Below are 13,821 nucleotides of genomic sequence, written 5' to 3' on the forward strand. Positions count from 1 at the left end.
GGGTTAGCCTGCCGCGATGAACGACGCCGCCGCCCCGTCCGGCCCCTCGCCTTCCCCCACCCTCGGGGACGCCATGCGCTTCGCCTTCGGCACGCTGACCGTGCTGCCCGTACGGCTCCGCCGCTGGGACCGGCCCGCGGCGCGCGGCGGCATGCTGTGCGCGCCGGTGGCCGGGCTGGTGATCGGCCTGGCCTCGGCCGCCCTGGGCACCCTGCTGCTCCTCCTGGACGGCGGTCCCCTCCTCGCCGCCGTCGCCACGGCGGCCGTACCCGCCGTCCTCACCCGCGGTCTCCACCTGGACGGCCTCGCCGACACCGCCGACGGCCTGGGCAGCGGCAAGCCCGCCGAGGACGCGCTGCGCATCATGAAGCAGTCCGACATCGGCCCGTTCGGCGTCATCACGCTGCTGTTCACCCTGCTGGCCCAGGTGGCCGCCCTGGCCCATCTGTACGAAGGCGGCTGGGCCCACGGCGCGGCGGCCGCCGTCGTCGCGGCCGTCTCGGCCCGCTGCGCCCTCACCCTCGCCGCCCGTCCCGGCGTCCCCGCGGCCCGCCCCGACGGCCTGGGCGCCGCCGTGGCCGGCACCGTCCCGCCGCGCCGGGCCATGGCCGCGGCGGCCGCGGTCATCGCCCTGTCCGCCGCCCTCGGCACCCACGCCGGCGGGTACGGCGCCCTCCACACGGCCCTGGCCGCCCTCCTCGCGCTCGCCGCGGGCGAAGCGGTCCTGCGCCGCTGCCGCCACCGCTTCGGCGGCATCACCGGCGATGTCTTCGGCGCCATCGCGGAGACGACGGGGGTGGCGGCGCTGGTGGTGCTGGCGGTGGGGTGAGGGGACGGTCGCGGTCCCCTGCGGGCCGTCAGGTGCCGTACGTCAGCACGCCTGGCGCCAGGCGTCCAGGTGGAGGCGCTTCTGCATCGAGCTGAGGCGGAGCCGGTTCGTCGAGGCGCAGAAGCGGGACGCCGGGAGTTCGTACTCGACGTGGAAGACGGCCTTGCCGGCCTCGATGAAGGGGGTCATCTTGGCGCACTCGTCGTACTGGGCGCACTGCTCGTTGACGGCGAAGTCGAAGTCGCCGACGAGCTGGGGGATCTGGTCGAGGTCGTTCTTGAGGCCGACGGACAGGCCGCGGTCGTGGGCCAGCTTCGCGATCATGCGATTGAAGGCGAGCTGGTCCTCGGCCGTCAGGTCGAAACCGGTCTCGTTCTTGTAGCCGTCGACGTTGTCCGGCTCGACCGCGTCGAAGCCCTTGTCGCGGCACATGTCGAAGCGCTTGGCCAGCAGCGGCCGCAGCACGTCCAGGCGGCGGACGTCGAGCCAGCGCTCGCCTTCCCAGCCGTTGTCCTCGCCGATGACGCCCTTGGGGAAGTGGCGCGCGTCCGGACGGAAGTCCTCGTACGCGCCGACGCTGACGTAGCAGATGACCTTGCGGCCCCGCTTGTGGAGGTCGGCGACCGTGGACGCCTCGTGGCGGAAGCCGTCGATGTCGTAGACGGGCGCGTCCACGGAGAGGTCGAGCTTTCCGGTGAGCTGCCACTGCCAGTCGACGCCCGGCTTCGGGTGCCAGACGGGACGCGGCTTGGCGCCCCCGGGGCTGCTCGGGCCGCCACTGGGCGTGCTGGGGCTGCTGGGGCCGCCGGTGCCGGGGCTCGTGCTGTGGCCGGGTCTGTCGTGCGGGCCGGACGGGGTCTGTGAGCAGGCGGTGCCGACGAACAGGAGCGCGCCGAGGAGGAGCAGGAGTTTCTTGCGGTGGTGCGGGGCGTTCATCGGGGTGTCTCCAGGTAGGGCGGAAGTGCGTCCCAGGGGTGCGGCGCGGTGCCGGGGACGGCGCAGTGCACGGCGGCCCCGCGCTGCCGGACCAGCTCGGCGGCGGCCCGTGCGCAGGTTTCGGGGAGGCCGTGGATGAGGTGGCAGAACCGCTCGGGCGGGTGGTGGGCGGTCCACGGCGGGATCTCGGCGGCCTCGTACGCGGCCCAGTCGTCCTCGAAGGTGACCAGGAGGTCGGCGAAGTCCAGGTAGCGCGGGTGCGGGTGGACGCCGTGGTTGAGGACGACGGTACGGGCCCCGGCGGCGCGCGCGGCGACCGTCAGGCGGCGGTAGTGCGCGAGGAGCCCGGCGTCCGCCGCGGCCTGGTCGAGGAACACGCCGTCGGCCGCGTACCAGTCGCGGTGCCGCAGCAGGTCCTGGACCACGGCCGCGTGCGGGCGGCGGCCGTAGTCGGTGTCCGCGTAGCCGAGGACCCGTACCCCCGCGGCGCGCAGGAGCCCGGCGACCTCGGCGAAGTCCGGGTCGGGGGCGGTGCCCGGTCCGCTGGCCGGATTCAGTACCACGCCGTACAGGTCGGGCGCCGCCGCGATCAGCCGACGCCAGGCGTCGGGGCGTTCGGCGGGGTGCTCGTAGAGCGGGACCAGGAGCTGACGGGAGGGCGCGCGGAGCTGCCCCGAGGACGGCCGGGTCATGGTTCGGGGGCTCCTGTCGGAAATGGGACGAGACGCTGAGGATACGAGGGCGGCGGACGGCACGCGGGCCCGGCATCGATTACCGGCCAAGTGCGGGGAGCGGAGGCGGAATTCGAGCGGCCGCCTCCCCCCTGCCGCCCCTCAGCGGTGTGCCGTAGCGCGCCCCAGCAGCGCGGAGCCCACCGCCGCCAGGACGAGCGCCGCGGCACCGCAGACCGTCAGTTGGGCGACGGCCGGGGACAGCGGACCGGCCACCAGGACCACGGTCTGGGCGGTCGCGGCCAGTCCGCACACCACCGCCGCGACCGGCACCGCCCCGAACGCCTGGAGGAGCAGCGCGGTCCACAGCACCGTGCCCAGGCACAGCAGCCCCAGACCGTGTGCCGCGTCCATCGGCGGCCCCTGCCGCCACAACAGGCTGCCGACGCCGCCGAGCAGGGCGAGCACGGCGAGATAGGCGGCCAGGCACCGGGCCAGCGCGCCGGAGGTGGCGCGCCAGAACCCGGCGGGGGTGGTGCTGGCGCGCAGCCCGGCGAGGGCCCGGCTGCGGTAGCGGTACAGCAGCCATTCGGCCGGGCCCATGCTGAGCGTGAGGGCCACCGCCGCGGGCGCCGCGACCTCGGCCTCGGCCCCGTACCGCAGGACGTCGCCGAGCGCGGTGAGCAGCACCAGCACCCCTATGGCCAGGCCGAAGAGCCCGTACGGCACGGAGGCCACGGCTCGCGGCGCCGGCCCGTCCGGCCGCGGTTCGCGGCGGCAGCGCAGGACGGTGACGGCGGCCAGCGCGACGGCCGCGCCGAGCGACCCGGCGAGCAGCGCGCCCCGTACGGCGTCCGGCGGCACGTACACCGTCATCGTGGCGGCGCCGAGCGCGACCGGGGCCAGGGCGCACAGCAGCCACCGTTCCCGGCCGAAGACGAGCAGGGTGGTGGCCGCGCCGAGGTAGGCCGCCTGGCCAGCGGCGAAGACCACCGAGCCGGAGGCGTCCGCGTCGGCGGCGCCGACGGCCCAGGCGACCGCCGCGCCGGCCAGCGCGCCGAGCGGCGCGCCGACGGCGAGGGCCCGGGCGGCGGCCCGCCGTTCGCCGAGGCCGAGCCAGGAGTACGCGCGGTGGGCGAGCGCCTGGTTCCAGACCCAGCCCGCCAGGGCGCCCGCGAGCAGCGGCAGCGTTCCCGCGGGCAGTCCGCGGGAGTCCGGCGGGCCGGTCAGCAGGTGGGAGCCGACGACGTAGGCGAGGCCCGGCAGCGCGAAGACGACGGCGCGCAGCAGGCAGCCGAGCGCGCTGACCCGCCAGGGGTCGGTGAGCGCGCGGTCCGGTTCGGGGTAGCGGCGCGGCACGCGCTCCCACAGTTCCTCGGCGAGGGCGAAGGAGTTCTCGCGCCCGTAGGTGAGCTTTATCTGGTCGTCGCTCATGCCGTCGGACTCGATGATGGCGGCGATCTCGTCGGGGTGGACGGCGGCGGCGATCAGGTCGCCCATGCGCCCGGCGAGTTCGTCGACCGGGTCGGGCGCGGCCCAGTGCGGGCGCCGGGGCCGCGGTACGTCCGGCAGGTCGTCCGCGCGGTCCGTGCCCTCCCCCGGCACCAGCCACAGGGATCCGCTCACCAGTTGGCCCCGTCGGCGGCGAGGGGGGCGGGCCACGGTCCGCGGAGCTGGAGCGTCCACTCGTCCTGCGGCTGCCCGGCGCCGGACCGGCCGGCGCCGTCGAGTTCGCGGTAGATGGTGCGGAAGCCGTCGACGGAGCGGCGCAGCGTGAACTGGTCGATGACCCGCTGCCGGGCCCGGCTGCCGAGTTCGGCGCGCTTCTCCCAGCCGCCCCTGAGCAGCCCCAGGGTGGCTTCGGCCATCGCCTCCGGTTCCCGGGGCGGGACGACGAGCCCGGTGTCGCCGACCGCCTCACGCACCCCGCCGACGTCGGTCGAGACGGTCGAACGGCCGCAGGACATGGCCTCTATCAGGCTGAACGGGAAGCCTTCGGAGATGCTGGAGAGCATGACGATGCTGCCGGCGGCGTAGGCACGGGCCACGTCGTCGATGCGTCCCTCCCAGCTCAGCCCGTCGGTCACGCCGAGCGAGGCGGCCAGCTTCTCGCAGCGGGTCTTGTACGCCTCGCCGCCGGCCGGCACCCCGCCGAACAGCCGCAGCCGCAGGTCGGGGACCTCGGCGCGGCACAGCGCGTAGGCGCGGATGAGGGTTTCCAGGTCCTTGATCGGGTCGATCCGCCCGGCCCAGCTCAGCGTCGGCGCGTCCGGCTCCTGTTCGGCGTGCGGGAAGAGCTGGACGTCGACGCCGTTGTAGACGGTGCGGATCTTCTCGGGCGGGGTGCCGCCGCGCTCCTCCCAGCGCTTGTTGTACTTGTTGCAGGGCGTGACGAGGTCGGCGGCCCGGTAGCTCTCGATGGTGAGCTGACGGTAGAAGCCGAGCATCAGGGCCTTGACGGGCCAGCGCTGGGCGTCGGAGCGGTAGCCGAGGTAGCGCTCGCGCAGGTAGATGCCGTGCTCGGTGAGGAGGAACGGTACGCCGTCGAACTCTTTGGCGGCGAGCGCGGGCAGGCAGGCCAGCCCGTTGCTGACCGCGTGCGCGACGCTGTCCAGCGGTACGCGTACGGACAGCGGACGCAGCGCGTGTTCGAGCAGGTCGGTGGCGGTCAGCGCGTCGTGCACGGTGGGCCCGGCGGCGCGCGTGGCGACGTGCGGCAGGGTCCAGATCCACATCAGCGAGCGCAGCGCGGACTCGGTGCGCAGCGCGGCGCTCAGGCGCCCTTCGCGGGCGAGCGCGGCCAGCGCGTACAGCTCGGTGCCGAAGTCGGTGCAGGACTGCGGGTCCAGCATGGACAGCAGGAAGCGTTCGTAGGTGTCGACGAAGCGGCGGCGCTCGCGTCCCCGGAACAGCCCGGCGGTGCGCCGGCCCGGCGGCGGGCCCCACATGGGGACGGAGGAGCGCGCGTAGACGTTGTCGGGCAGGTCCCAGGTCACCGGCTCACGGCCGCTGCCGGTGAGCGCGATGACGTTGAAACGGACTTCGGGCATGCCCCGTACGAGCTGGTCGCACCAGGTGGAGACGCCGCCGTGGACGTGCGGGTAGGTGCCCTCGGTGAGCATGGTGACGTGCCTGCCGGGCTGTGGCGCGTCGTCGGGCTGCCGACTTCGGCTGCCGACCTCGTACAGGGTTGCGTTCATGGCGGGTCCCCCCGGGAAATGAGTGCTGGGTGGAGCGGTACGGAGCGCGCGGGCGCGGGTGCTGCGGGCACCGTGCGGGCGCGTCGCGCGGGGCGCGGCCGGCGGCCGTGCCGGCCTGGTGCGGCGTGCGCGTGCGGAGCTGCGGGGTACGTGTGGGTGCTGACGGGCTGCGGTGCGGGGGTGTGGGCGGTGCGCGGGGGCGGGGGTGCGGTGGGCCGGCGCCGGTGTGCGGACACGGCCGCGGGACACCTGTGCGGGCGCGTCCGTACCTGCGCGTCCGTCCAGATGTCCGGGTGCGGGTGCGCCGTCGTGCACCGGTGCGTCGGTGCGGGCGCGGTGGTTGCGTGCGGGTGCCTCGGTGCGGGATCTGCGGTGCGACGAGTGTGGTGCGGCGCGGGGTGGCGCGGGTGCGGGAGCGGCCGTGCGCGTGCTGCGGTGCGCGGCAGGGCCGCCGTGCGCCGTTGGGAGCGGTGGCGGGCGGGGGACGGTGCGGGGCGTCGGTTCCGGCGGTGGCGGTACGCGGCGGCCGCCCGGCCCCGGCGCGCCCGGCCGGGTGCGCGGGCCGGGCGGTACCGGGGACGCGTCAGGCGGTCGTCGGAAGCTTGAGCGTGATGGCCGCTCCGGGCGACTGCGCTGTGGCCCACTCCGATACCCGTCCGGCATAGCGTTCGCCGAATTCCGCGGTCCCGTCGGCGAGTTGCTTTCTGGTTCCGTCGGGCATCGTAGCCGCAGCGGCCACTCCGGCCGGCGACGTGATGGTGACAGCGTCGCCGATTCTGTACGCCGTCACCGAACCGTCGTCCAGCGCCCGCTGCCAGGCCGCACGCTGCTGCATCTCGCGTCCGATGTCCCGGTGGCGCTGGTTGAGGACCGGGGTGTTGTCCTCGAAGAACCCGCGATAGTCGGCCAGAACTTTGTCCAGAACCGGATAGGCGATCCGGTCCTCGGCGAGGTTCGACTGGTGGATGTAGTGCGGCCGCGGATCGTTGGCCAGAGCATGCCCGAGGGCGGTCCGCGCCTCCTGCGGGACGATGTACGAGGCGTAGCCGGTGGACGTCGGCAGCGGCCCGGGCATACAGGTGGAGTTGGGGTCCGTCTCGCAGATCCCGCTGCCGCCGTCGGCCTTGCTGGTGTAGATCCAGTTGTACTCGTCGACCTCTTCGGCCGCCTTGCCCACGTTGTAGTACACGTTCATCGGGTAGCGCGGCACGGTCAGTGCCGCCCCGGCCGGGCGCTGCGCGGACTCCCGCGAGTTGTCGCTGGCCAGCCACTTGACGCCGGTGGCGGCGAGCGCGGGCGCGAGGTTGGGGTTGTCCTGCGGCTGCTGCGGCAGGGTCTTGAGGCCGGAGTGCTCGCCGGTGACCAGCTCCGAAGGGTCCACGTCCAGGCCCTTGGCCACGCCCCAGGCGTGGTTCTTGTCGATCTCGGCGGTGATCTCGCTGCGGCTGGTCCACCGGGTGTTGCCGAACAGGTCCTTGGCACAGCGCCAGGGGACGACCGAGGTGTCCTGGACGCAGCCGAGGAAGGGGTGGGTCCAGGTGTGGTTGACCCAGCGGTACTCGGCCTTGTCGGCGAGCAGCCGGTCGGCCATCGCGTCCACGCCGCCGTGCTCGTACTTCCACTCCTCGCCGGAGCCGGCGTTGTAGACCATGTCGAGCCGGTAGTCCCGGTCGCGCTGCCACTGCGCGGCGTACGCGGCGTCCGCCTCGCTCATCCGGATCGGCGTGGTGTCCGGGACGCCGGCGGGACAGTCGAAGTCGCCGGGGGTGCAGTTGTTCCTGACGTCCCAGCGGGCGTCCGGGGCGAAGATGTCGTCGACCTGGACGGAGAAGTAGTTGCGGCTGCGGCCGAGGTGGACGCCCTGGGTGAGCCAGTCCACGATGCCGCGGGCGAGCAGCCGGAACTGCTGCTGGTAGCGGTTCTGCGCGAAGGTGACGACCAGTTCGCGGCGGCCGTCGCGGGCGTACTCGCCGACCAGCGAGCCGCGCGCGGAGCCGCCCGGCACCGCCGCGTCCAGGTACGGGGTGAACGTGGCGCCGGCCGGTGGGTCGGCGAGCGGCTGCGCTATGTAGCCGTAGCTCTCGGAGACCTGCGGGTCGGCGTCCTCGAAGGGCACCGCGCCCTTGAGGTAGCCGAACGGGCCCGCCTTGCCCGCGGCGGTGGTGCGGGTGGCGAAGCCGTCCAGCACTCCGGCGTAGCCGCCGTCGTCGGGCGTGCGCAGGCCGATGTCGGGCCGGGCGTAGGTGTACGCGTCCACCTGCGGGATCTTGTACGTGGTCTCGTACGCCTTCAGGGCGGCCAGCTCCGTGGACGCGGCGTTGCCGAAGGGGTTGTCGTTCGGCAGGACGACGCCCTGGAACTTGGCGCGCGGCCGGCCGTCCACGGTGTCACTGAGGAACGCCGCGTCGATGACCGGGCGGCCGGAACGCGTCAGGTCGACGGTGGTGTACGGGATGCCCTGGCCGCGCAGTTCGGCGGCGATCGCGTTGACGGACTCACCGCCGTCACTGACGACCAGCACCCGCAGGTCGATCCGTGGCACCACGTCCGCCACGGCGGGCGCGGTCCGCGCGGCGGCGGGGGCACTCACCGCCAGCGGCAGTGCCGTGATCATCGCCGCGGTGAGCGCGGCCAAGGCTCTGGCCGGTCTGGCGGCCGGCGTGCTGTTGCTGCCCATGGGCGCAGTCCCTTCCCCCCCGGAAGTCCCCCCTGCTTCCGGAAGCGGTACCGGGCAGGCTCGTGCACATCATGCGAAGGTTCGCACCCGTCTATCCCACAGTCGCCACTACTGTGACGCACGTCTCATTCGGTGCACGGGGATTGACGGCGAACCCCGATGTGTGAACCGACCCGCCTTTCCGCGGAACCGACAACTCCTCCGCCTTCAGGAGGCATTGGGGCCCCAGAGACGGGTGGTGAAGACGTGACAAGCCGGGCCGATACGGCAGCAAGCGGTTACGTGCGCGGCACCCGAGCGTAGGCTCGGCCGCAGCAGCGCCCTCGGCGCGAACGGACACCCGGACGGAACAGGACTCTCATCACCGTGACTGCACTGACCCTCAGCACATCCTCCGCCGCGACGTTGCGTGCGGACACCGTTGTCGTCGGCGTGGCCAAGGGCGCCAAGGGCGTCGTACTGGCCCCCGGCGCCGAAGCCGTGGACAAGGCGTTCGACGGCGGGCTCGCCGCCGTCCTGGAGACCCTCGGCGCCGGCGGTGCCGAGGGCGAGATCACCAAGCTGCCGGCCGCCGCCGGCCTGAAGGCCGCGGTCGTGCTGGCGGTCGGACTGGGCGACGCCCCGGCCGGGGACGAGGAGTACGACCCCGAGGTGCTGCGCCGGGCCGCCGGCTGCGCCGCCCGCGCCCTGACGGGCACCAAGAAGGCCGGCTTCGCGCTGCCCGCCGCCGACGCCGGGGACGCCGCGGCGGTCGCCGAGGGCGCGCTGCTCGGCGCGTACGCCTTCACGGCGTACCGCAGCGACAGCGGCGAGGTGAAGACCGCCCGCGGCGGCAAGAAGGCCGACGGCAACGGCAAGGCTCCGGTGGCCGAGATCGCGATCCTCGGCGGCAAGCCGCGCGACAAGGCCTTCAAGGCCGCCGCCGAGCGCGCCGAGGCGCTGGCCGCCGAGGTCAACCGCGCCCGCGACCTGATCAACACCCCCTCCAACGACCTCACCCCGAAGTCCTTCGCCGCGCAGGCCCAGGCCGCCGCGAAGGAGTTCGGCCTCAAGGTCGAGGTGCTGGACGAGAAGGCGCTGAAGAAGGGCGGCTACGGCGGCCTGATGGGCGTCGGCCAGGGCTCGGACAACCCGCCGCGGCTGGTGCGGATCGCCCACACCCACCCGAAGGCCGAAAAGACCCTGGCGCTGGTCGGCAAGGGCATCACCTACGACTCGGGCGGCATCTCCCTGAAGCCGGCCGGCCACAACGAAACCATGAAGTGCGACATGAGCGGCGCCGCCGCGGTGTTCGCCGCGGTCGTGGCCGCCGCCCGGCTGGGCCTGCGGGTCAACGTCACCGGCTGGCTGGCGCTCGCCGAGAACATGCCGTCGGGCAACGCGATGCGCCCCGGCGACGTGCTGACCATGTACAACGGCAAGACCGTCGAGGTGCTGAACACCGATGCCGAGGGCCGCCTGGTGCTGGCCGACGCGCTGACCCGCGCCTCGGAGGAGTGGCCCGACGCGATCGTGGACGTCGCGACGCTGACCGGCGCGATGGTGCTGGCGCTGGGCAACCGGACCTTCGGGATCATGGCCAACGACGACGCCTTCCGGGCGAGCCTGCACGAGATCGCGGAGGAGGCCGGCGAGCCGTCCTGGCCGATGCCGATGCCGTCCGAACTGCGCCGGACCATGGACTCGCCGGTGGCCGACCTGAAGAACGTCGGCGAGCGGGCCGGCGGCGGCCTGCTGGCCGGGGTCTTCCTCCAGGAGTTCGTGGGCGAGGGCATCACCTGGGCTCACCTGGACATCGCCGGCCCGGCCTTCCACGAGAGCGCACCCTTCGGCTACACCCCCAAGGGTGGTACCGGCTCCGCGGTCCGCACCCTGGTGCGGCTGGCCGAGCGCACCGCGGACGGCGACCTCGGCTGACCCTGTCGCGGTTGCCGCGGTTACGGCGTTTTTGTCGGTACGGCCCCGGGCCCGGCGCCCGGGGCCGTACCCGCGTGTTCGCCCTCGACGAAATCCGTACGCCCGTACGCCCGGGCAACCGCGCGCGCAACCCCCGGGAACGGCCGTCGTGCCGTCCCACAGCCCGGCCCGCCGTCCCGTCCGCCTTCAACAAGTGCGAAGATGGGTTCTTGGCAGGACAGGGCCCCCCTTAATCAGGGCCGAACCAACCAGCGGCCGATCAACAGCCGCCGCCCGGTCATCGGAGACCGGCTCCGGCGTACCCATGCATGGAGGACGTGACGTGGCGAACGACGCCAGCACCGTTTTCGACCTAGTGATCCTCGGAGGCGGTAGCGGCGGTTACGCCGCTGCTCTGCGCGGGGCGCAGCTTGGCCTGGACGTCGCCCTGATCGAGAAGAACAAGCTCGGCGGCACCTGCCTGCACAACGGCTGCATCCCCACCAAGGCCCTGCTGCACGCCGGCGAGATCGCGGACCAGGCCCGCGAAGCCGCGCAGTTCGGTGTCAAGGCCACCCTCGACGGCATCGACATCGAGGGCGTCCACAAGTACAAGGACGAGGTCATCTCGGGCCTGTACAAGGGGCTGCAGGGCCTGGTCGCCTCCCGCAAGGTGACCTACATCGAGGGTGAGGGCCGGCTGTCCTCCCCCACCTCCGTCGACGTGAACGGCCAGCGTGTCCAGGGCCGCCACATCCTGCTGGCGACCGGCTCCGTGCCGAAGTCCCTGCCGGGCCTGACCATCGACGGCGACCGGATCATCTCCTCGGACCACGCACTGAAGCTGGACCGCGTGCCGAAGTCCGCGATCGTGCTGGGCGGCGGCGTCATCGGCGTCGAGTTCGCCTCCGCGTGGAAGTCCTTCGGCACCGACGTGACCATCGTCGAGGGCCTCAAGCACCTCGTCCCGGTCGAGGACGAGAACAGCTCCAAGCTGCTGGAGCGGGCTTTCCGCAAGCGCGGCATCAAGTTCAACCTCGGCACCTTCTTCGACAAGGCCGAGTACACCCAGGACGGCGTCAAGGTCACGCTGGCCGACGGCAAGACCTTCGAGGCCGAGGTGCTGCTGGTCGCCATCGGCCGCGGCCCGGTCTCCCAGGGCCTGGGCTACGAGGAGGCCGGGGTCGCCATGGACCGCGGCTACGTCCTCGTGGACGAGTACATGCAGACCAACGTGCCGACCATCTCGGCCGTCGGTGACCTCGTCCCCACCCTCCAGCTCGCGCACGTCGGCTTCGCCGAGGGCATCCTGGTGGCGGAGCGGCTGGCCGGTCTGAAGACCGTGCCGATCGACTACGACGGCGTGCCGCGCGTGACGTACTGCCACCCCGAGGTCGCTTCGGTGGGTATCACCGAGGCGAAGGCCAAGGAGCTGTACGGTGCCGACAAGGTCGTCGCTCTGAAGTACAACCTCGCGGGCAACGGCAAGAGCAAGATCCTCAAGACCGCGGGCGAGATCAAGCTCGTCCAGGTCAAGGACGGTGCCGTGGTCGGCGTCCACATGGTCGGTGACCGTATGGGCGAGCAGGTCGGCGAGGCCCAGTTGGTCTACAACTGGGAGGCCCTGCCGGCCGAGGTTGCGCAGCTCATCCACGCGCACCCGACGCAGAACGAGGCGCTCGGCGAGGCCCACCTGGCCCTGGCCGGCAAGCCTCTGCACTCCCACGACTGATCCCGGTCCGGGCGCGACCACATCCGCACTTTTCTGTAAGGAGCAAGAGAAACCATGGCGGTTTCCGTAACCCTTCCGGCGCTCGGCGAGAGCGTCACCGAGGGCACCGTCACCCGCTGGCTCAAGGCCGAGGGTGAGCGCGTAGAGGCCGACGAGCCCCTGCTGGAGGTGTCGACCGACAAGGTCGACACCGAGATCCCCGCCCCCGCCGCCGGCGTGCTGGCCTCCATCAAGGTGGCCGAGGACGAGACCGTCGAGGTCGGCGCCGAGCTGGCCATCATCGACGACGGCAGCGGCGCCCCCGCGGCCGAAGCCGCCCCGGCGCAGGCCGAGTCCGCCGCAAGCAGCGGCTCCACCGGAGCGGCTGACGCCGCGCAGCCTGCTGAGGAAGCCCCGGCCCAGCCGGAGCCCTCCGCGGCCCCCGCCCAGGAAGCCCCCGCGGCCCCGGCCGGCGGCACCCAGGGGACGGACGTCGTCCTCCCCGCGCTCGGCGAGAGCGTCACCGAGGGCACCGTCACCCGCTGGCTCAAGGAGGTCGGCGAGGAGGTGGCCGAGGACGAGCCGCTGCTGGAGGTCTCCACCGACAAGGTCGACACCGAGATCCCCGCCCCCACCGCCGGCACCCTGCTGGAGATCCTGGTGGGCGAGGACGAGACCGCCGAGGTCGGCGCCAAGCTGGCCGTCATCGGCGCGAAGGGTTCCGCCCCGGCGCAGGCCGAGGCCCCCGCCGCCCCGGCCCCGGCCCCGGCTCAGGAGGCCCCGAAGCAGGAAGCCCCCAAGCAGGAGGCCCCCGCGCCGCAGGCCCCGTCGGCGCCCGCGCCGCAGCAGGTCACCACCCCCGCCCCGGACCCGGCCCCGGCCGCTCCGGCCCCGGCGCCGGCTCCGGCCGCCGCCCCGGTCACCCCGGCCCCGGCCGCGGGTGAGGCGGACGCCGCGTACGTCACCCCCCTGGTCCGCAAGCTGGCCCAGGAGAACGGCGTGGACCTGGGCTCGGTCAAGGGCACCGGCGTCGGCGGCCGGATCCGCAAGCAGGACGTCATCGCCGCCGCCGAGGCCGCCAAGCAGGCCGCCCCGGCCGCTGCCGCCGCTCCGGCCGCGGCGTCGAAGGCCCCGGCCATCGAGGCGTCGCCGCTGCGCGGCCAGACCGTCAAGATGTCGCGGATGCGCAAGGTCATCGGCGACAACATGATGAAGGCCCTGCACAGCCAGGCGCAGCTCACCTCCGTGGTCGAGGTGGACATCACCAAGATCATGCGGATGCGCAACAAGGCCAAGGACGCCTTCGCGCAGCGTGAGGGCGTCAAGCTCTCCCCGATGCCGTTCTTCGTCAAGGCCGCCGTCCAGGCGCTGAAGGCCCACCCGGTCGTCAACGCCCGGATCAACGAGGACGAGGGCACGATCACCTACTTCGACACCGAGAACGTCGGTATCGCGGTGGACGCGGAGAAGGGCCTGATGACCCCGGTCATCAAGGGTGCGGGCGACCTGAACATCGCCGGCATCGCCCGCAAGACCGCGGAGCTGGCCGGCAAGGTCCGCACCAACAAGATCAGCCCGGACGACATGTCGGGCGCGACCTTCACGATCAGCAACACCGGCTCGCGCGGTGCGCTGTTCGACACGGTCATCGTGCCGCCGAACCAGGTCGGCATCCTGGGCATCGGTGCCACCGTCAAGCGCCCGGTGGTCGTCGACCACCCGGAGCTGGGCGAGACCATCGCCGTGCGCCACATGACCTACCTGGCGCTCTCCTACGACCACCGCCTGGTGGACGGTGCCGACGCGGCCCGTTACCTGACGACGGTCAAGCAGATCCTGGAGGCCGCCGAGTTCGAGACCGAGATCGGTCTCTGAACACGGTAGCCACCGCGTAGGTGTGC

At 73.1% G+C, this 13,821-nt stretch carries 9 protein-coding genes; 4 read left to right on the forward strand and 5 right to left on the reverse strand.

Annotated elements, in window-relative coordinates; translation table 11 throughout:
• The first annotated feature begins 16 nt into the window (after window positions 1–16).
• Window positions 17–829 (forward strand): adenosylcobinamide-GDP ribazoletransferase, encoded by an 813-nt coding sequence (locus tag ACH4EB_RS01460; RefSeq protein WP_398345194.1) that lies wholly within the window; start codon window positions 17–19, stop codon window positions 827–829.
• A gap of 42 nt (window positions 830–871) precedes the next feature.
• Here the strand turns inward: ACH4EB_RS01460 and ACH4EB_RS01465 are convergent, their stop codons facing one another.
• The 5 genes from ACH4EB_RS01465 to ACH4EB_RS01485 form a co-directional block, all read right to left on the reverse strand.
• Window positions 872–1,765: an endo alpha-1,4 polygalactosaminidase gene (locus ACH4EB_RS01465; RefSeq protein ID WP_398345195.1), complete on the reverse strand. Its 894-nt coding sequence runs from the start codon at window positions 1,763–1,765 to the stop codon at window positions 872–874.
• Window positions 1,762–2,457: a spherulation-specific family 4 protein gene (locus ACH4EB_RS01470; RefSeq protein WP_398345196.1), complete on the reverse strand. Its 696-nt coding sequence runs from the start codon at window positions 2,455–2,457 to the stop codon at window positions 1,762–1,764. The genes ACH4EB_RS01465 and ACH4EB_RS01470 overlap by 4 nt, the downstream gene beginning before the upstream one ends.
• 141 nt (window positions 2,458–2,598) lie before the next feature.
• Window positions 2,599–4,062, reverse strand: coding sequence for a hypothetical protein (locus ACH4EB_RS01475; RefSeq protein ID WP_398345197.1), 1,464 nt, complete (start codon window positions 4,060–4,062; stop codon window positions 2,599–2,601).
• Window positions 4,059–5,558 carry a GT4 family glycosyltransferase PelF gene (gene pelF, locus ACH4EB_RS01480; RefSeq protein ID WP_398345719.1) on the reverse strand — a complete coding sequence of 500 codons (1,500 nt, stop codon included), beginning with the start codon at window positions 5,556–5,558 and terminating at the stop codon, window positions 4,059–4,061. Before pelF ends, ACH4EB_RS01475 begins: the two co-directional genes overlap by 4 nt.
• 661 nt (window positions 5,559–6,219) lie before the next feature.
• On the reverse strand, window positions 6,220–8,313 hold the full coding sequence (locus ACH4EB_RS01485; protein WP_398345199.1) for a hypothetical protein: 2,094 nt from the start codon (window positions 8,311–8,313) through the stop codon (window positions 6,220–6,222).
• Between the two features lie 366 nt (window positions 8,314–8,679).
• Here ACH4EB_RS01485 and ACH4EB_RS01490 point away from each other — a divergent pair, with 366 nt between their 5' ends.
• From ACH4EB_RS01490 to sucB, 3 genes are all read left to right on the forward strand, one after another.
• Window positions 8,680–10,230: a leucyl aminopeptidase gene (locus tag ACH4EB_RS01490; protein WP_398345200.1), complete on the forward strand. Its 1,551-nt coding sequence runs from the start codon at window positions 8,680–8,682 to the stop codon at window positions 10,228–10,230.
• Window positions 10,231–10,552: 322 nt separating this feature from the next.
• Window positions 10,553–11,941, forward strand: a complete 1,389-nt coding sequence (gene lpdA / locus ACH4EB_RS01495) for a dihydrolipoyl dehydrogenase (RefSeq protein WP_398345201.1) — start codon at window positions 10,553–10,555, stop codon at window positions 11,939–11,941.
• Between the two features lie 54 nt (window positions 11,942–11,995).
• Window positions 11,996–13,795, forward strand: coding sequence for a 2-oxoglutarate dehydrogenase, E2 component, dihydrolipoamide succinyltransferase (gene sucB / locus ACH4EB_RS01500; RefSeq protein ID WP_398345202.1), 1,800 nt, complete (start codon window positions 11,996–11,998; stop codon window positions 13,793–13,795).
• The last annotated feature ends 26 nt before the right edge of the window (window positions 13,796–13,821 follow it).

This window comes from Streptomyces sp. NPDC018045 (assembly GCF_044327445.1).
Classification (GTDB): Bacteria; Actinomycetota; Actinomycetes; order Streptomycetales; family Streptomycetaceae; genus Streptomyces.